18 protein-coding genes are annotated in these 18,025 nt (G+C 35.7%); 2 read left to right on the top strand and 16 right to left on the bottom strand.

Annotated features, from left to right (window positions below; translation table 11 throughout):
- Positions 1–13: 13 nt before the first annotated feature.
- The 10 genes from AABL52_RS09230 to AABL52_RS09185 form a co-directional block, all read right to left on the bottom strand.
- Entirely contained in the window at positions 14–1,777 is a 1,764-nt protein-coding gene (locus AABL52_RS09230; RefSeq protein WP_341519217.1) for an ABC transporter ATP-binding protein, read from the bottom strand.
- Positions 1,777–3,528, bottom strand: coding sequence for an ABC transporter ATP-binding protein (locus AABL52_RS09225; RefSeq protein WP_341519216.1), 1,752 nt, complete (start codon positions 3,526–3,528; stop codon positions 1,777–1,779). Before AABL52_RS09225 ends, AABL52_RS09230 begins: the two co-directional genes overlap by 1 nt.
- A gap of 124 nt (positions 3,529–3,652) precedes the next feature.
- The gene (locus AABL52_RS09220; protein WP_001123316.1) at positions 3,653–3,874 is read right to left on the bottom strand and encodes a YneF family protein; all 222 of its coding nucleotides are present in this window, start codon (positions 3,872–3,874) and stop codon (positions 3,653–3,655) included.
- A gap of 78 nt (positions 3,875–3,952) precedes the next feature.
- Positions 3,953–4,393 carry a sporulation inhibitor of replication protein SirA gene (sirA, locus tag AABL52_RS09215; RefSeq protein ID WP_341519215.1) on the bottom strand — a complete coding sequence of 147 codons (441 nt, stop codon included), beginning with the start codon at positions 4,391–4,393 and terminating at the stop codon, positions 3,953–3,955.
- A 156-nt stretch (positions 4,394–4,549) separates the two neighbouring features.
- The gene (tkt, locus tag AABL52_RS09210) at positions 4,550–6,550 is read right to left on the bottom strand and encodes a transketolase (RefSeq protein ID WP_000019749.1); all 2,001 of its coding nucleotides are present in this window, start codon (positions 6,548–6,550) and stop codon (positions 4,550–4,552) included.
- 223 nt (positions 6,551–6,773) lie between these two features.
- Positions 6,774–7,256 carry a coproporphyrinogen III oxidase gene (locus tag AABL52_RS09205; protein WP_341519214.1) on the bottom strand — a complete coding sequence of 161 codons (483 nt, stop codon included), beginning with the start codon at positions 7,254–7,256 and terminating at the stop codon, positions 6,774–6,776.
- Positions 7,257–7,330: 74 nt separating this feature from the next.
- Complete coding sequence (gene phnE, locus AABL52_RS09200) at positions 7,331–8,134, bottom strand: phosphonate ABC transporter, permease protein PhnE (protein WP_341519213.1); 804 nt, start codon at positions 8,132–8,134, stop codon at positions 7,331–7,333.
- Positions 8,134–8,928: a phosphonate ABC transporter, permease protein PhnE gene (phnE, locus tag AABL52_RS09195; RefSeq protein ID WP_097844385.1), complete on the bottom strand. Its 795-nt coding sequence runs from the start codon at positions 8,926–8,928 to the stop codon at positions 8,134–8,136. The genes phnE (AABL52_RS09200) and phnE (AABL52_RS09195) overlap by 1 nt, the downstream gene beginning before the upstream one ends.
- Entirely contained in the window at positions 8,925–9,698 is a 774-nt protein-coding gene (gene phnC / locus AABL52_RS09190; protein ID WP_341519212.1) for a phosphonate ABC transporter ATP-binding protein, read from the bottom strand. The genes phnE (AABL52_RS09195) and phnC overlap by 4 nt, the downstream gene beginning before the upstream one ends.
- An 86-nt stretch (positions 9,699–9,784) precedes the next feature.
- The gene (locus AABL52_RS09185; RefSeq protein ID WP_341519211.1) at positions 9,785–10,723 is read right to left on the bottom strand and encodes a phosphate/phosphite/phosphonate ABC transporter substrate-binding protein; all 939 of its coding nucleotides are present in this window, start codon (positions 10,721–10,723) and stop codon (positions 9,785–9,787) included.
- Between the two features lie 183 nt (positions 10,724–10,906).
- Between AABL52_RS09185 and AABL52_RS09180 the strand changes: the two genes are divergently transcribed.
- The gene (locus AABL52_RS09180; protein ID WP_341519210.1) at positions 10,907–12,490 is read left to right on the top strand and encodes a bifunctional metallophosphatase/5'-nucleotidase; all 1,584 of its coding nucleotides are present in this window, start codon (positions 10,907–10,909) and stop codon (positions 12,488–12,490) included.
- 39 nt (positions 12,491–12,529) lie between these two features.
- Here the strand turns inward: AABL52_RS09180 and AABL52_RS09175 are convergent, their stop codons facing one another.
- Positions 12,530–12,769, bottom strand: coding sequence for a DUF896 domain-containing protein (locus AABL52_RS09175; RefSeq protein WP_001190582.1), 240 nt, complete (start codon positions 12,767–12,769; stop codon positions 12,530–12,532).
- Between the two features lie 45 nt (positions 12,770–12,814).
- Complete coding sequence (locus tag AABL52_RS09170) at positions 12,815–13,471, bottom strand: YneB family resolvase-like protein (protein WP_000991463.1); 657 nt, start codon at positions 13,469–13,471, stop codon at positions 12,815–12,817.
- A 141-nt stretch (positions 13,472–13,612) separates the two neighbouring features.
- Between AABL52_RS09170 and lexA the strand changes: the two genes are divergently transcribed.
- Positions 13,613–14,233 (top strand): transcriptional repressor LexA, encoded by a 621-nt coding sequence (gene lexA, locus AABL52_RS09165; RefSeq protein WP_016086752.1) that lies wholly within the window; start codon positions 13,613–13,615, stop codon positions 14,231–14,233.
- 87 nt (positions 14,234–14,320) lie between these two features.
- Here lexA and AABL52_RS09160 read toward each other — a convergent pair whose 3' ends face one another.
- The 4 genes from AABL52_RS09160 to AABL52_RS09145 form a co-directional block, all read right to left on the bottom strand.
- Positions 14,321–15,127 carry a DUF4097 family beta strand repeat-containing protein gene (locus AABL52_RS09160; RefSeq protein WP_144565618.1) on the bottom strand — a complete coding sequence of 269 codons (807 nt, stop codon included), beginning with the start codon at positions 15,125–15,127 and terminating at the stop codon, positions 14,321–14,323.
- A complete protein-coding gene (locus AABL52_RS09155) occupies positions 15,128–15,670 on the bottom strand; it encodes a DUF1700 domain-containing protein (RefSeq protein WP_000032406.1) in 543 nt (180 codons plus the stop codon).
- On the bottom strand, positions 15,663–15,986 hold the full coding sequence (locus AABL52_RS09150; protein ID WP_001102620.1) for a PadR family transcriptional regulator: 324 nt from the start codon (positions 15,984–15,986) through the stop codon (positions 15,663–15,665). Before AABL52_RS09150 ends, AABL52_RS09155 begins: the two co-directional genes overlap by 8 nt.
- Positions 15,987–16,214: 228 nt before the next feature.
- Complete coding sequence (locus AABL52_RS09145; protein ID WP_341519209.1) at positions 16,215–18,017, bottom strand: ABC transporter ATP-binding protein; 1,803 nt, start codon at positions 18,015–18,017, stop codon at positions 16,215–16,217.
- Positions 18,018–18,025 lie beyond the last annotated feature (8 nt).

The following is an 18,025-nucleotide window of genomic DNA, read 5'->3' as shown; positions in this document are numbered from 1 at the left end:
AAAAGCCTTGTAATTACAAGGCTTTTTGTAAACTTCCTTTATTTTGTAGTAAATACATATTATAATACAACCCTTGTTCACTCAGTAATTCTTGATGTGTACCTCTTTCTACTATTTCTCCATCATGCATAACAAAGATTTGATCCGAATCTTGAATTGTAGATAATCTGTGCGCAATGGCTATCGTCGTTCTCCCTTTTCTCATTTGCTGTAATGCTGTTTGGATTGCCTCTTCTGTTTCTGTATCAATATTAGCTGTTGCCTCATCTAATACTAATACTTTCGGATTCGTTGCTATCGTTCTAGCGAAAGCAATTAATTGGCGTTGACCACTAGAAAATGCAGCTCCTCTTTCTACTACTTCCGTTTCATACTGCTCTGGTAATCTTTCAATAAACGTATTGGCTTGCACAAATTGTGCCGCTTCTTTTACTTCTTCATCCGTAATTTCTTCATTATACATACGAATATTTTGTTTTACATTTCCCGCAAATAAAAATGCATCTTGCAATACGAGTCCTATTTTCTTTCTAATTTCTTTCTCTTCAAATCCCTCTAAATCTACACCATCTATTACAATATTTCCGGACTTAATATTATAAAATCGCATTAATAAATTCATAATGGTACTTTTTCCACTACCAGTGTGCCCAACGAAAGCAACCGTTTGCCCTTGTTTCACGTGAAAAGATACATTTTTTAAAACATCACGTTTTCCATCATACGAAAAAGTAACATTTTTAAATTCAATTTCTCCATTAACAACTTGAGGATTTCCATCCCCTTTTTGAACTGGCGCTAAATCTTTCTCATCCATTAAATGAAATACACGTGATGATGAAACAAGTGCCTGTTGGAAAAATGATAATTTCATCATCATCTCGTTTACAGGCTGGAAGAAACGGTGTATATAGTTAACAAACGCATATAGAACTCCTACTTCAACAGGACTCTTCAGCGCATCAATTCCAAATAAACCAAGTACTAACGCAATTGCTATAATATGAACTAAATCCGTTGCTGGGCGTAAAAGTAATGCGTCTAACTTTAACGTCCGTCGCCCTGCACTATAATGTTTATTATTCACTTCTTCAAACTCTTTTCTCATACGCTTTTCTTGTCTGAACACTTGAACAATATTCATTCCTTGAATAGACTCATTTAACTTTGCATTTAACACGCTCAATTGATTACGTACTTCTAAATAAAAAGCTGCACTTTTCCGGCGATATAGCACCATAATTGCAAACATGATCGGAATTAATACGAGAGAAAATAGAGCTAGTTTTACATTTAATAAAAACATTGCTACTAAAATACCTATTAAAAAGACTACATTTTTGACAAATGTGGATAATACACTCACATAAAAATCTTTAATTGCTTCCGTATCATTCGTTATGCGCGATACAAGCGTACCAATCGGCGTACGATCAAAGAAACTTAATGACAACTTTTGAACATGATCATATACTTCAACACGCATATCTTGAACAATTTTAAAAGCGATATTTTGAAAATACAATAAGTCTAAATAAGTAAATAATACTTTTAATAAGTGAGCAATTAGATACACTACAAATAGAGTAACAAGTGCTGATTGATCAAAGTTACGTGGTACTAAATGTTCATCAAGAAATTGTTTAATTAAAAAAGGACCCATCATTTCAGTTACTGTTGCACCAACTAAAAAGATAAACGCTAAAGATAGCAACCCTTTATATGGCTTCATATAAGAAAGCAATCTACTTAAATCACTCTGCTTCTTCTCAGTCATCATACGCCTCCTTTCTCAACTAATGCTTCTAACTGCTGGCTCTCATACATCTCTTTATACCAACCGTTTTCTTCCATTAATTGCTCATGTGTACCTCGTTGCACAATTCTACCTTCATCTACAACAAGTATAAGATTAGCATGTTGAATTGCACTTAAACGATGAGCAGTAATAATCGTCGTTTTCCCTGCTCTTTCTCTCTTTAATGCATTTAAAATCGTTTCTTCCGTTTTTGCATCTACCGCTGATAAACAATCATCTAAAATTAAAATTTCTGCATTCGTTAATAAAGCACGCGCAATAGAAATTCTCTGTTTTTGGCCTCCAGATAACGAAACGCCTCTTTCTCCTACTACTGTTTCATACCCTTCTGAAAATTGGAGAATATCATCATGAATACAAGCAATCTCTGCAGCTCGGGTAATTTCATTATATGTAGCATCCGCCTTTCCGAAGGCAATATTCTCCCCAATACTCGCTGAAAATAAAAAATGATCTTGCGGCACGTATGAAATGGCAGAACGGACACCGTAAAGTGTTACATCGCGAATATCCCGCTCCCCAACTTTTAATCCACCATTAAAATGATCATACTCACGAATTAGACATTTTAATAAAGTCGTTTTCCCAGCACCTGTACGTCCCACAACTCCTAGTGTTTCACCCTTCTTTAAATCAAAGTGAACATCTATTAGCTGTAACAATTCATTTTTCTTATATGAAAATGAATCAACCGCAAATGTAACATCACCGCTCGCTATTGTATGCACAGCATCTTCTCTATTTACTACATCTGATTTTTGAGAGAGAATTTTTTCTACACGGTCATACGAAGCACGCCCACGCTCCATAATATTAAACAACCATCCAAAGGCTAACATTGGCCAAACGAGGGTACCTAAATACGTTGTAAATGTAACGAGATCACCTACAGTTAATTCCCCTCTCACAACTAATACTGACCCGTAACATACTGCAATTAAAAAAGAAAATCCAACGATAAGTGAGATTGTCGGATCGAACAACGAATCAATACGTGCGACTAACATATTTTTATGTACAACATCTTCTGACTTTTTTCGGAATGCTTGCAAATCTTCTTTCTCTTGTCCAAGTGATCGAATTACCTTCATCCCACTCATACTCTCTTGCACTTTATCATTGATTTCCGAAAACGATTGCTGCGCTTTATGAAACCTTTTATGTAATAACGTTCCATAATAGTTTGTCGAAATCGCTACAATCGGCATTGGAATTAAGCTTAACAATGTTAACTTCCAACTAATTGTAAAACCCATCGCTACGAGTACACATCCCCCAACTGCTAATGAGTCAACCAGTGTTAAAACGCCCGATCCAGCAGTTTGTTGAATCGCCTGAATATCATTAGTCGCATGCGCCATCAAATCACCCGTACGACGTGATTGATAAAAAGATGGACTCATCTTCGTAAAATGTTCGTATAAATTCTTCCGTAATTGACGAGCTAGTTTTAACGAAGATCCAAAAATCATAATACGCCATAAATAACGTAATATGTACATAGTAATCCCTACAACTACTAACAAAATAACCCACTTCAACAACTTCTCAGATGTTAATGTTCCATTATTAATTTCATCTACTACAATACCTAGTACTTTCGGGGCTACAAGTTCAAGAAGCGCGACACCAAATAACATAATAATTCCGATTATGTACGCTCGTTTTTCTTGTTTAAAAAACCAGGCTAAATTAATAAATACCTTCATTTTTATCCTCCTCCCTTAAAATGAGCGATGTTTTCAGTTTACCAAAAATACAGAATTTTTAAAAGTTTTAAACACTTTAAAAGTCCAATAGGAAAGGGCACTCTTATCGAGTGCCCTTTAGCGCTTATTTTGTTTGTTGCTTGCTCATCGCGCTCATCATTTGATTGATTTTCTTTTGGGAAGGTTTTTGTCCCATTTGCATCATCATCATTTTTAACATTTGTTCATTAATTGGTGGATTTTTTTCTAAGTAGTTCATCATGTATTTGCGGGCAATAAAAAATCCTAACGCCACGCCTGCTACTAGTGCTACTACGCCCACTAGAATACCTAACCAAATTGGCATATATTTTCCTCCTTCATGTTGTCTACCTTACAGTGTACTAAAACCTTTTCAATAAGACAAGATACAATTCGACATTTTTTACACATATGTTCGTACTTGTTTTAGAGGGTTCAGCCATCCGTACTTTGTATTTTCATAATCCATTGCTAAAAATGTTAATTCACACTTTCTTAGCACCTCAAAGAAAGTCGTTTCCATAGAAACGTTTCCAGATGTATTCATGCGAATATAGTGCGGTTTCACCATTATTTCGCCGTATTCCGCTCCTGTATAAAGTGTATGTGTATGATGTGTTCGATCATATTTACCAAGAACGCGCAAAGCTTGTTCTAATTTATGGTGAATTTTCATTACTTGTAATGGCGTCGTTATATACATCATTTGTTTATATAACACTTTTTTCTCCGAAAGGGACCCAGATTCTGAAAATCGAGCAAATAAATCAAAAAACAAATATTCACGACCAAAGTAAGCTTTCGCAATATCCTCTTGAATTAAATACAATTCATACGTTTTCATCTTTCGCCTCCCAATCTGGACAACCTTTTCCCTTCATTATATAGAAGAAATTTTGCAATGATTGTCTGACTGCGGAGAGATAAAAAACTTTTTCTGTCGAAAAAACTCATTTACATAGAAAAACCTCTCCATGCCGGAGAGATTTTTCTAAAATCATTAAAGCATTTCTTTTACTTTACGAACAACGTTCTCTACAGTAAATCCATACTCTTCCATAATCTTCTCACCAGGAGCAGAAGCACCGAATGTATCGATACCTAACACATCTCCGTCAAGACCTACGTAACGGTGCCATCCGAATGTAGCACCCATTTCGATTGCGAAACGTTTTGTTACTGCTTTTGGTAATACAGATTCTTTGTACTCAGCAGTTTGAGCTTCAAAGCGATCCATAGATGGCATGCTGACAACAGCTGCGTCAACGCCGTCTACTGCTAGAGCTTTTTGTGCTTCAACAGCTAGACTTACTTCAGATCCAGTTGCAAGTAAGATTACATCAGCTGTTTCTTTCTTACTTGCAGAAACTACATATGCACCTTTTGCTACTTTTTCATACGTATCGTCTTTTGCACCTTCTAATGTTGGAAGGTCTTGACGAGTTAATACTAAAGCAGTTGGTTTGTTTGTAGATTCTAGAGCTAGTCTCCAAGCTGCAACAGATTCGTTACCATCAGCTGGACGAATAACAGATACATTTGGCATTGCACGTAGCGCTGCTAATTGCTCGATTGGCTCATGTGTTGGACCATCTTCACCAACAGCGATACTATCGTGTGTGAATACATACGTTACTGGCAATTGCATTAATGCTGCAAGACGAATTGCTGGACGTAAGTAGTCAGAGAATACGAAGAACGTACCACCGTAAGTTTTTAAACCGCCATGTAGTGCAATACCGTTCATTGCTGCACCCATTGCGAACTCACGTACACCGTACCAAATGTTTTTTCCGCTGTAATCATCTCTTGTAAAGTCTTTTTCGTTATTCATGTATGTTTTGTTAGAACCAGCAAGGTCAGCAGATCCACCGAAGAATGATGGTACAGACTCTGCAATTGCATTAATTACAGCACCTGAAGAATTACGAGTTGCTGCTTTTGATCCTAATTCATAAGTTGGTAAGTTTTGCTCCCAACCTTCTGGAAGAAGACCATTCATTGCCGCTTGTAATTCGTTTGCTAATTCTGGGTATGCTTGTGCATATTCACCTAGCATAGTGTTCCACGCTGCTTGCGCAGTTTCACCAACATCTTGTACAGTTTTACGGAAGTTGTCATATACTTCTTCTGCTACATGGAAGTCTTGCTCAGCAGTCCAAGCATATGCTTCTTTCGTTAATTTTGTTTCGTCTACACCAAGTGGAGAACCATGTGAAGCTGATTTTCCTGATTTGTTTGGAGAACCGAAACCAATTGTCGTTCTTACTTCAATTAGCGTTGGGCGTTTTTCGTCAGCTTTCGCTTCTTCAATTGCCTTCGCGATAGCTTCAATATCGTTTCCATCCTCAACACGGATTACTTGCCATCCGTATGCTTTGTAACGATCTTCTACACTTTCAGAGAATGAACGATTTAAATCGCCATCTAATGAAATATCATTTGAATCGTAAAGCACAACAAGACGACCTAATTGTAAATGAGCAGCTAATGAAGATGCTTCAGCAGAAACGCCTTCCATTAAATCTCCATCACCACAAATAGCGTATGTATGATGATCTACTACATTATACGCATCACGGTTATATTTAGCCGCTAAATGTCTTTCAGCCATTGCCATACCTACAGCAGTTGCAATACCTTGTCCAAGTGGACCAGTAGTTGCGTCTACACCTGCTGTATGACCGTACTCAGGATGTCCTGGAGTTTTGCTTCCCCATTGACGGAAGTTCTTTAAGTCATCCATTGTTAGATCATAACCAGATAGGTGAAGTAGGCTGTATAGTAACATTGAACCATGACCTGCAGATAATACGAAACGATCACGGTTAAACCACGTTGGGTTATTTGGATTGTGTTTCATAAATTGAGTCCATAATGTATAAGCCATTGGTGCTGCACCCATTGGCATTCCTGGGTGACCAGAGTTTGCTTTTTCAATCGCATCGATGGATAATGTGCGAATCGTGTTGATAGAAAGTTGTTCGATTGAATGTGACATGCTATTCTTCCCTTCGCTTATATTAGTAAACGTTTTATACATTTATATGATAGCTTCCCACGCAAGATTATACAACATGTATCGACAAATATGTTGATATTTTTTTGGTTTTTCATAAAAAAATCAATGATTTCGGGAATGTATGGGTATTCAATATGACATACTTTTTCATTGTTTTTATTTTAAAAAGAAAGAGAATTATCTGTATATTTATTCATCATTTTCAAATTCCATAATGCAAAATATATCCTTCCCCATTTTTCACTCTGCAAAGCAAACGAATAAAAGAATTTAAATCTTGGCATAATTTATCTCGATCAAATACGTATCTTTCATATTCTCCATCAGTATTATTATCATTTTCCCATTGAAACTGCCCTGTCAGTTCGATTGTTTCTGGCGCTAGAGAAAACATATTAACTAGCGAACAAAATAACTGTTCTGCTATCACTGCCCCTTGCTGTTCTATTTTCGTAATACCATAATAGTGAATTCCAAATCCTTCTGCTCTTTTCCCTGGATAATAGGTCGGAATCCAATGGGTAAAATCTAATAGATATACGATTAGCTCATTACTTAATACAACACACTCATCTATCGTTGCCTCTTCTTTATATAGAAAACAAAGTTCAATCCAATCTATACCTATAAAATCAAACCCTTTTTTTTCATTCGAAACAAATACAAACTCGTGCTGTAAAGCCAAATTATCCCCCCTATTGCTCACATTTATTATTCTTATTATATAAAAAAGCACCTTTTATAGGTGCTTAAAATAAATTATACAATTTTCTTCCGTATCGAACTTGAAATAAAGTCAATGATAATGACCATTAAAATGATGCCTAATAAAATAATTCCCACACGAGACCAATTGCGTGAACTCAGTGCAAAAATTAACGGTGTCCCAATCCCACCTGCTCCAATAACACCTAAAATGGCAGCGGATCGTACATTAATTTCGAACCTGTATAACGTATACGATAGAAAATCCGGTAATACTTGTGGCAGTACTGCATACCAAAGTATTTGAAAGCGATTTGCGCCTGTTGCTATTAACGCCTCCGTCGGTCCCTTATCTATATTTTCAATTCCTTCTGAATATAATTTCCCTAACATGCCAATAGAGTGTAATCCTAGAGCTAGAACTCCAGCAAACGAGCCTGGCCCAACGGCTTTTATAAATAAAAGTGCCATAACTAATTCCGGAAATGTACGAACAAAACTAAGTACAAACTTCCCAGTTCCTGAAGTTAATTTTCCACTGCTCATATTCGTTGCCGCCCAAAAAGCGAATGGAACAGATAAAAAGGCAGAAATAAATGTACCTAATATCGCAATTGCCAACGTATCAATTAAACCATGTAATAAATCTTCACCATCCGGCAAAGATACATACGACCAATCTGGATTCAATACACCTGTCATAATTGCTTTTGTAATTTCTCCTGCCGTATCCTTTATTCCCTCTAACGGGACTCCTGAAAAAGCCCATACATAAACAAATGCAAGTGCTATAAAAATAAACCAGCGATACACACTCGGTTTCTTCGGTTTTGGTATGATTAACGTCGTTTTACTCATTATAATTTCTCCCGCAACAATGTACTTACATAATCAATCAACAATACAACAACAAGGGTATAGATAATAATAGATGCCGTTTGTTGATATTGTAAAAACCCAAGTGTACGATCATAATATAATCCAATACCACCTGCCCCTACTAAACCTAAAACAGCTGCTGCACGTACGTTTACCTCAAATGTATAAAGAACATAAGAGACAAAATGCGCTTTCACTTGCGGAATTACCCCATACACAATCCATTGCACTTTATTTGCTCCTACTGCTGTCATCGCTTCTAATGGACCTGAATCAATCGATTCAATTGACTCATACAACAATTTCGCCACGAGCCCAATTGAGAAAAAAGTAAGAGCCAAAATACCTGGAAGTGGTCCTATTCCAAAAATAGCTACGAAAATTGCCGCTAATAATAAATCTGGTATCGTTCGAATAAAATTTAAAACCAATCGAGCTGGACCGTACAAAAATGTACTAGTAAACACATTACTTGCCGCCAATAGTGCCAGTGGAATAGCTAAAATCGCTCCTAAGGTCGTCCCAATAATCGCCATACGTATTGTATCTAACATCGCAGTTGTAATAACTTGAAAATAACTCCAATCAGGCGGCACCATCTCTTTTAACAAATCAATCATATTAGGAAAACCAACTACTAGTTTTGAAAACGATGCGTCGACCTGTACACTACTTCCCCACAACAGTAAAATGACTAGAATAGCCGTTAACATATGTTTCAACTTACTCGGCGGCTTCGGTATCGATTTCGAATATATCGTCACGTCATTCATTTAACTGCCACCTCTAACAATTCACTTTGCTGCGCTACGTCTCCATAAATTTCAGCAAATTTTTCATCCGTTGCCTCTTCTACTGAGCCATCAAAAACAATTTCGCCTGCATGTAATCCAATAATGCGTGTCGCATATTGCCTAGCTAAGTCAATAGAATGTAAGTTTACAATTGTTGTAATTCCAAAATCTTCATTAATTTTTTTCAAATCATCTAATACTTGCTTGGTTGTTAGCGGATCTAACGACGCAACAGGTTCATCTGCCAATATGATTTTCGCTTCTTGCGCCAACGCTCTAGCAATCGATACACGTTGCTGTTGTCCTCCTGATAATTCATCAGCTCGCGCATATGCTTTTTCTAAAATATTCACCCTTTTTAACGATTGAAAAGCAAGCTCCAAATCTTCTTTTGGAAATAAACCTAACGTTGTACGCAGTGTCGAATGATACCCTACACGGCCAGCTAATACATTTTTCAATACCGTTGATCGCTTTACAAGGTTAAAACTTTGAAAAATCATACCAATATCTCGGCGCATGCGTCGTAAGCCTTTTCCTTTTGCAGCAGTTATAGATTCACCTTCAATCATGATTTCGCCTTCTGTAATCTCATGAAGACGGTTTACCGATCTTAGAAGTGTAGACTTTCCAGCCCCAGACAGCCCTACCATTACAACAAACTCACCTTTTTGAACGTTCAAGTTTATATTATTTAATCCTTTTGTACCATTCGGATACACTTTGGAGACATTTCGAAACTCTATCACACATCTTACCTACCTTCTATGTATTCAAAACGGCAAACTAACTGAAAATAAACCCTTCTTCCAGTTAGCTGCCATTTCCATATGTATTATTGCGTTTTTACTTTCTTTCCATATTCACGAACGATATCAAATTTACTATCATCAGATTTAACATATCCTTCATGTGAATATACTTCTTTAATGATTTTGTGACCTTCCTCATTCTTTCCTATTTCAATGAAAGCATCCTGTAATTTCTTGCTCCACTCTTCATCTAAATCAGAGCGTACCGAAATCGTATCGTTTGGAATTTTCTCTGTAAATTTCACTATTTTTGTTTGATCGAATATATTCGGATAATCTTTTTTCACAATATTACGAGCATCTTGGAATACAACAGCTGCATCTACATCACCATTTAAAAGAGCAATAAGCGACTGATCGTGACCTTTTAATGTAACAGGTTTCACATCCTTTAACGGATCAACCCCCTCTTTTAACAATACAGCTGCAGGCCATACGTATCCCGCTGATGACGTTACATCTTGATAACCAATTTTTTTACCTTTTAAATCTTTTACACTATTAATATTTGAATCTTTCTTCACTACAAACTCAGATTTATAAAAATCTACTAAATCCTTTGTAGGAGCTCCGGTTTCATCATCTACCCCAAAACGTTGTGCTTGTAAAATTACGTTTGCAGCCTTTTTCTCATGTGCTAGCACATATGCTGTTGGAGGTAAAAAGCCTACATCTACTTGCTTAGATGCCATCGCTTCTACAATTGTATTGTAATTCGTTGAAATACTAACTTTTACCGGGATATTTAATTTATCACTTAATAACTTTTCCAATGGTTTTGCCTTTGCCTCTAACGTATCTGCATTTTGAGAAGGAACAAATTGAACATTTATAGTCTTCGGTACATAACCTTTTTTCGTATCTTCAGTTTTACTTGCACTTGATTCTTTCGTTCCACAGCCACTTAATAATCCCGCCGCCAGTACAACTGTCGTGCTCATTGCAAAAACTTTTTTCAACATATTAAAGCCTCCATTTTTATTGTTATAAATTACCTTCCGTAAACATGAAGAAATATATCACACATTTTTATTAATAATTGCTTATTTACAGAATCTTTACACATTCTATACATTCTCATTAAAATTCTCTTCATATATTTGATATGCTTAACTAGTAGATAACAATAGAAAAGGTGAATGATATTGAATCAAAAACAAATTGTAACTTTAAACATCTTATTAACAAGTGATATACACGGTACTGTTTATCCAATTCACTACCAAGATAACTCCAAAGCTGAAATTGGTTTAGCTAAAATTTCTACTCTTATAAAAAAAGAACGTTCCAAAAACAGAAACGTTCTTTTAATTGATAACGGTGACTTCATACAAGGAACACCCTTTACTTATCATTACGCTACATATGCAAAAGATAAGCAAAATCCAATGTCCTTATTAGCGAACTATTTACGTTATGATGCTGCAGTTATCGGGAATCATGAATTTAATTATGGAATGGACGTATTAAATCATGCTATTTCTACTGCGAACTTCCCGTATCTATCAGCAAATATTTTAGATACAAACAGAAAAGAACCTTATTTCGGGAAACCATATATAATAAAACATATTGAATCAAATATAAAAATTGCTATTTTAGGGATAACAACGCATTACATTCCTAATTGGGAACAACCTCATCACATTCAAGATCTACAATTTGAAGATGCATTAGAAACAACAAAAAAATGGGTTTCTTACATTCGCGAACAAGAACAACCAGATTTACTAGTCGTAGCGTATCATGGAGGATTTGAACGCGATTTACAAACCGGGGTACCGACTGAAGTTTTAACAGGTGAAAACCAAGGTTATGCAATGTGCTATGAAATTGAAGGCATAGATATTTTACTAACAGGCCATCAACACCGGGAAATCGCTCACGCCGTAATAAATGGTGTAACAGTTTTACAGACCGGATGCAATGGACACTCCGTCGGAAAAATAACAGTAACATTCGAGAAAATAGAACAAAAATGGGTAAAAAAAGAGAGTTATTCACAATTATTGCCTGTGCGAGGAATTGTGGCGGACCAACATATGCTTTCCTTGGTTACCGATTATGAAGAGAAAACACAAAATTGGCTCGATCAACCTATTGGACTAATCTATGGAGATATGCAAATTTCAGACGCTATGCAAACTCGTTTGCAAGACCATCCTTTTATTGAATTCATAAATAAGATACAGATGGATATAGCTAATGTTTCTATTTCTTGTACAAGCTTATTCCATAATACATCTCCAGGTTTCCCTGGTCATGTAACAATGCGTGACATCGTTTCTAATTATATTTATCCAAATACATTAAAAGTAATTAGAATAACTGGAGCAGATATAAAAAACGCCCTTGAACTTTCTGCTTCTTATTTCACATTACATGCAGATGGAACTATCATCGTAAACCCTACCTTCATAGAACCGAAGCCACAACACTATAATTACGATATGTGGGAAGGGATTTCGTACGTATTAAACATTTCCAAACCTATTGGCGAGAGAGTAGAATCTTTACAGTATAAAGGCGCTCCTCTTAATATGGATGAAGAATATGACGTCGTTATGAATAATTATCGCGCAAGCGGCGGAGGAAACTTCTTTATGTTTCAAAATAAGCCCGTAATAAAAGACATACCAACAGATATGTCTGAACTTATCGCTAACTATATATTGAAGCACAAAAAGATAGAGGCATCAGTCAACAATAACTGGAAAGTTATTAAATAACGGATATAATAAATAAAAAAGATGGGCTTCGCCCATCTTTTAGTTTAATTTTGCATTATCTTGCTTTTTTAAAGCCTTTAATTTCGCCGGTGTAACATCAGTACCTTCTTCGTTAACAACTTTAATTCCTTTAAGTTCGTTTAACATATTTTGACGAAATCCTTTTAAATATTGTTCACGTAGCGATTGGCGCTCACGTTGTTCTTCTTCAGTTAAGCCTTCAGCTTTTGCTTTTTTCGCTAAGAAGTTAATGCGTTCAATGAGTTCGTGACTTTGCATCTCGAATCCCCCTTTTACTCAAAACTGATTATTATCATACAATAGTTAGTCCTCTTTATCAAGCAATTGCTTTGTATATTCTACATATCTTCGATGTACAGTTGCCTTTGAAACTTCATGACCAAAACCACGAAGTGTTGCTGCAATTTCTTCAAAAGTTAATTCATTCCGGCGTAAACGTACAATTTCCTCAATTGGCACTTCTTTCTTCTCTCGTCCTACGCTTAAATGACGATTCTTCAAATTATTTTCTGGACGATAACCTTTTTCTACTGCACGTTGCATACCACGTTTAATTTTCAAGTTATGAATCTTTCTTTGATACTCTTCAACAATACCAATAATATCTAATACCATCGAATCAGAATCCGATAATTGTAATTCTCCATTATGCGTGTGCGTGTATACTTTTATTCCCTCTTTATGTAAACAATGCATTAATGCAATCTTTGCATTCCCCCTACCAAGGCGCGTTTCATCTTGTATGAGTAGCACATCAATTTGTTCGTCTCGAATGGTATCTAGCACTTCTAATATACCGTCACGTTCAATCGTATACCCACTAGCCTGTTCTTCAATTACCTTAGCAACATTCATTTGATAGCGCTCAGCTAAATGCAATAATTCATCTTTTTGACGTAATAATGACGTTTCTTGCGCTTCTTTCGTTGTACTCACACGTGCATAAATAATTGCATTCATTATGAACCCCTCTTTCTCACTATTATTTCCCTCCAGTGTAACATAAATTCGCCTTTTGTTCGAACTTATGTTTGTAGAATGTTTTTTCGCATGTTATACTTATTAATAAGAAAAACGAAAGAAAACGAGGTGTTAGAAAACATGGAAAAGTTAACGAAACGCCAGCAAGACATTCTCGACTTTATTAAGCTAAAAGTACAAGAAAAAGGATATCCACCTTCCGTACGTGAAATTGGTCAAGCAGTCGGCCTCGCTTCTAGTTCTACAGTGCACGGACATTTATCACGACTAGAAGAAAAAGGATATATTCGACGCGATCCAACAAAACCACGAGCAATTGAAATTTTAGGTGACGATCGAATGGATGCAGAAACACAATCTGTTATTCAAGTTCCAATTATCGGAAAAGTTACTGCTGGATTACCGATTACAGCAGTTGAAAGTGTAGAAGATCACTTCCCACTTCCAGCTAGCATTGTTGCTGGAGCAGACCAAGTGTTTATGTTACGTATTTCTGGAGATAGTATGATTGAAGCTGGTATTTTCGATGGAGATTTAGTTGTTGTTCGCCAACAACAGTCTGCATACAACGGTGAAATTGTAGTCGCTTTAACAGAAGATAACGAAGCAACTGTTAAACGTTTCTATAAAGAAAAAGACCATTTCCGTCTACAACCGGAAAACTCTTCATTAGAACCTATCATTTTAAAACAAGTGTCAGTTATCGGAAAAGTAATTGGCGTATATCGTGATTTACATTAAGCATAATAAAAGAAGATAATTACCTTATTTATATACGGTAATTATCTTCTTTTTTGTATTTTGATAGATTTTCATATATTCTATTTCTTATGAACGAGTTTCAATCGTCACATCGCCAGCAGCTGTTTTACCGCTAATCTTTTTACTACCATTACCAATCGTTATATTTTTATTTTCTTCATTAAAAATCATCACTTCACCAGCAGCACTTTGCCCCGTTATAACTGCATCTTGTGGTTTTTCCAATAAAGTTATATCTACATCACCAGCAGTTGAACTTGCCTCTACATCATATTTAGGATCATGATCCATAATGTGCACTTCCCCACTAGCCGACTTCGCTGTTACTTTCCCTATTACTTTTTTAAAGTTCACCTCACCAGCTTTTGTAGATCCCTCCACACTCTTAGCTGTGACATGTTTCAAATCTACTTCCCCAGCCATTGTTCCAACACTTACATGATCACTTTTCACATCACTTATTTCTATTTGTCCAGCGGATGAATTTACTTTTATCTCTTGGTAAGAACGTTCAGGTACAAGGAGAGTTATTGTAGACGTTTGAAACCTAAAATCGTAAAAAGAAAAATCAAATGAAGCACCTTTTTCTCTTTCCCCAATAATTTTTAATGTGTCACCATCTTCTGCAATACGAACCTCTTGTTTACGTGCATCTCCTGTGTGCTTTACATAAAAAGAAGAGTCGGGAGATTTTTGGACAACAATATCCCCAGCGTCTAACTTAACTTCTATATTTTTTAATGTTTCGTTTTTAATAACGTCTTCTTTGTTTCCTTTTTCTGCAGTTTGTACTGCTTTTTCATACGTTTGTGAAATCCCTATTACTCCAATAATGATACAAGCGATTGCTACTAACAATATTTTTTTCATCATCTACTCCCCTTTTATCATTTTGAAGTTCCATATTACATAACGTACGCATAACTTTTTAAACCACTTCGTACTATAATAAGCGATAATACATAACAACAAACCTACTCCAACAAACGTTATACTAACGAATACATCCAACCATATAAAAGTACCCATAAATACTTTTCCAATAACGAAAAATGGTGTCACTACACTAGCAATCCCACCGACCCAAAAAGAAAATATAAAAGCGATAATTGCCACTAACGGGCCTAACACAATAATGAAATTAAACAAACTAAGTCCAATCGCTGCCATGACAGCCCTTGTTATATTCGAAGTAGATGGGTCCTTTTTCATTTCATCAAAGCGATACAAAGCAAGTAAGTCTTTCGCAATTACTTTCGGAGAGCCAAGGCCTTTTATTATTTCCGATTCAGTTTTCCCCTCTTCTTTCCCAAACTGAAAATGCTCTTCATAATCAAATAAAATATCTTTCCTCTCTTCTTCCGGTAACTTTCTAAGATGACTTGATAATTCTTTAAGAAACTGTTCTTTACTCATCCCATTCCACCCCTTCAATAATTTCTTGTACGCCTTTTGCAAAATCACGCCACTCTGTTACTAACAAATTCAGTTGCGTTTCCCCTTGCTCAGTTAGTTGATAATATTTACGAGGCGGCCCCTCCGTAGATTCCTTCAAATACGTTTGAAAATACCCTTCTTTCGTTAAACGACGTAATAAAGGATACACTGACCCTTCCGATATTAAAAATTTATTTGAGATTTGCTGTACAAGTTCATAACCGTAACAATCTTTACGTTTCACAAGTGCCAAAACACACAGTTCTAACACACCTTTTTTAAACTGAACGTTCAAGGTCAATCCCCCTTTCTCATTTCAGTACTGTTCAATACACGGTACCCGTTATATCCATAATATACCACTTAGTATTATTCATTGCAAGGTACTCATTTATATTTACTCCCTAAATGTAGAAAACGTACAAATAAAAGCCTGAATAATGTCCTGTTTTAACTGGCCATCACTCAGGCTTTTATTCGATGCGAACTGTATGAATACAAAAATTCATTCACTCTTTCCCTTCTAAGAACCAACTTCTACTTGTTTACCTAATAAATTACGAAACACACCTTTTCTTTCTCGAGCTAGTTGGCTAAACTCCCCTTGTTGAACAACCTCTCCTTTATCTAATACAATTACTTGATCAGCATTACGTATTGTTGATAAACGATGGGCAATTACGATAATAGTCATTTGACCCTTTAACTCTTCTAATGCACCTTGGATTAACGCTTCGTTTTCTGCATCTAACGCACTTGTTGCCTCATCTAAAACTAAAATGGAAGGTTTTCTCAAAATTGCTCGTGCCAAAACTAATCGTTGTCTTTCCCCACCCGAAAGCTTAACTCCTCTATCTCCAATAAAAGTATCAAGTCCATTTGGAAGCGCTTGTACAAATTCAGCAGCGGCAGCAAAATTTAATGCCGCCCAAATCTGATCTTCACTTGCATTTGGTTCAATCATCAATAAATTTTCTCTTATGCTTGCATTAAATAGGAAGGGGTCCTGCTGAACATAGCTAATAGATTTCCTTAAAGCTAATAAATTATCACTTGCAATAGTCGAATCATCTATTAATACTTGTCCTTTTTCCGGTTGAATCAGTCCCATCAAAATATCAATTAATGTACTTTTTCCAGCACCCGATCGCCCAACAATTGCTGTCATACAATTCGATGGAATTTGCAAATTAATATTTTGAAGAGCATATATAGGTTCGTTTTGATTGTAACGAAAAAAAACATTATTACATTTGATTCCTTCTTGCATAGTTAACGGTTGTATACTTTTAGATGATTGCCTTACATCTCCCAATTCAATTGCTTCGTTGCATTCTCTCTCCAATTGTAATAAAGACTTAAAAGCAGGAATATTTGCAGCTAATTGCTCCAAATTAGATTGAATCCCAGTAAACCTAGGCCATAGTCTAGAAAAAATAAGAACAATGACTATTAATTGTCCTGGCTGAGCCTGGAATAATTTTATAGATGTAAAAATAAGTAACGCAATTAGAATAGCAGATGCAAACTTATAAAAAAATTGCGATTGATTTTTCAACTTAATATATGCTAGTTGTTCCTTTTCCATTTTTTCACACCAAGTACTGAGCCATGTATACCTAGACTCTTCTAACATGTTACTCTTTATATCTTTAATACCGTTAAAGTGATCTGTTATACCACTAAGATAATCTCTTGCTATTTCAGATGTTTGGTTTCCTAATACCCTTGATTTTTTTATATAATGTTTAGAAAAATATGCAAGTATTAAGCCTGTACATAGTACAAAAATTGTTATTTTTATTGAAAACCATAGAGCAATTCCAATTTGTATTACAGTAAAAATAAATGATGTTAAAAGTTGAAGAAATAAATTGGTTCCAACCATAACTCGTCCTAGTTCCTCAGTCAGTGAACTAATCAAATCTGACTTTCTCTTTCTCACAAAGAAACTCCAATTAACTCGTAATAGGGCATGGTAAATTTGTAACCTTAAATAGTTTGTAAAGCGCATTATAATTTTCATATTTCGAAGAGCAAGATTTTGTTGTAAAAGCGATTGGACCACCACTAATATAATATATATGCTTAAGATAAGTAACAACCTCAACGTTTCAGGGGTTTCTTGTAAAACTTCAAATATCGCCATACCCGGTATTGAACCCATATTTATTTCGATAACTCCACTAATATTAATCATGGGAAGTAATAAAAGAAGACCTATCCCTTCCAACAAACTAACTAATGCCATACCAAATAAATTTACATAAAGTATTTTCCCAGAAAAAGCATATAATTTATTCACAAAATACAAGAGATGTTTCACTTTTATTT

The organism is Bacillus paramobilis (assembly GCF_038096195.1).
Classification (GTDB): Bacteria; Bacillota; Bacilli; order Bacillales; family Bacillaceae_G; genus Bacillus_A; species Bacillus_A mobilis.
This window is presented reverse-complemented; position numbering and strand designations above follow the sequence as displayed.

What these genes read in the sequence shown, in the direction of transcription:
- AABL52_RS09230 (WP_341519217.1), bottom strand. Translation starts at nt 1,777, where the DNA reads ATGACTGAGAAGAAGCAGAGTGATTTAAGTAGATTGCTTTCTTATATG.
- AABL52_RS09225 (WP_341519216.1), bottom strand. Translation starts at nt 3,528, where the DNA reads ATGAAGGTATTTATTAATTTAGCCTGGTTTTTTAAACAAGAAAAACGA.
- AABL52_RS09220 (WP_001123316.1), bottom strand. Translation starts at nt 3,874, where the DNA reads ATGCCAATTTGGTTAGGTATTCTAGTGGGCGTAGTAGCACTAGTAGCA.
- sirA (WP_341519215.1), bottom strand. Translation starts at nt 4,393, where the DNA reads ATGAAAACGTATGAATTGTATTTAATTCAAGAGGATATTGCGAAAGCT.
- tkt (WP_000019749.1), bottom strand. Translation starts at nt 6,550, where the DNA reads ATGTCACATTCAATCGAACAACTTTCTATCAACACGATTCGCACATTA.
- phnE (WP_341519213.1), bottom strand. Translation starts at nt 8,134, where the DNA reads ATGAGTAAAACGACGTTAATCATACCAAAACCGAAGAAACCGAGTGTG.
- phnE (WP_097844385.1), bottom strand. Translation starts at nt 8,928, where the DNA reads ATGAATGACGTGACGATATATTCGAAATCGATACCGAAGCCGCCGAGT.
- AABL52_RS09185 (WP_341519211.1), bottom strand. Translation starts at nt 10,723, where the DNA reads ATGTTGAAAAAAGTTTTTGCAATGAGCACGACAGTTGTACTGGCGGCG.
- AABL52_RS09175 (WP_001190582.1), bottom strand. Translation starts at nt 12,769, where the DNA reads ATGCAAAGTCACGAACTCATTGAACGCATTAACTTCTTAGCGAAAAAA.
- AABL52_RS09170 (WP_000991463.1), bottom strand. Translation starts at nt 13,471, where the DNA reads ATGAATGCAATTATTTATGCACGTGTGAGTACAACGAAAGAAGCGCAA.
- lexA (WP_016086752.1), top strand. Translation starts at nt 13,613, where the DNA reads ATGGAAAAGTTAACGAAACGCCAGCAAGACATTCTCGACTTTATTAAG.
- AABL52_RS09160 (WP_144565618.1), bottom strand. Translation starts at nt 15,127, where the DNA reads ATGATGAAAAAAATATTGTTAGTAGCAATCGCTTGTATCATTATTGGA.
- AABL52_RS09155 (WP_000032406.1), bottom strand. Translation starts at nt 15,670, where the DNA reads ATGAGTAAAGAACAGTTTCTTAAAGAATTATCAAGTCATCTTAGAAAG.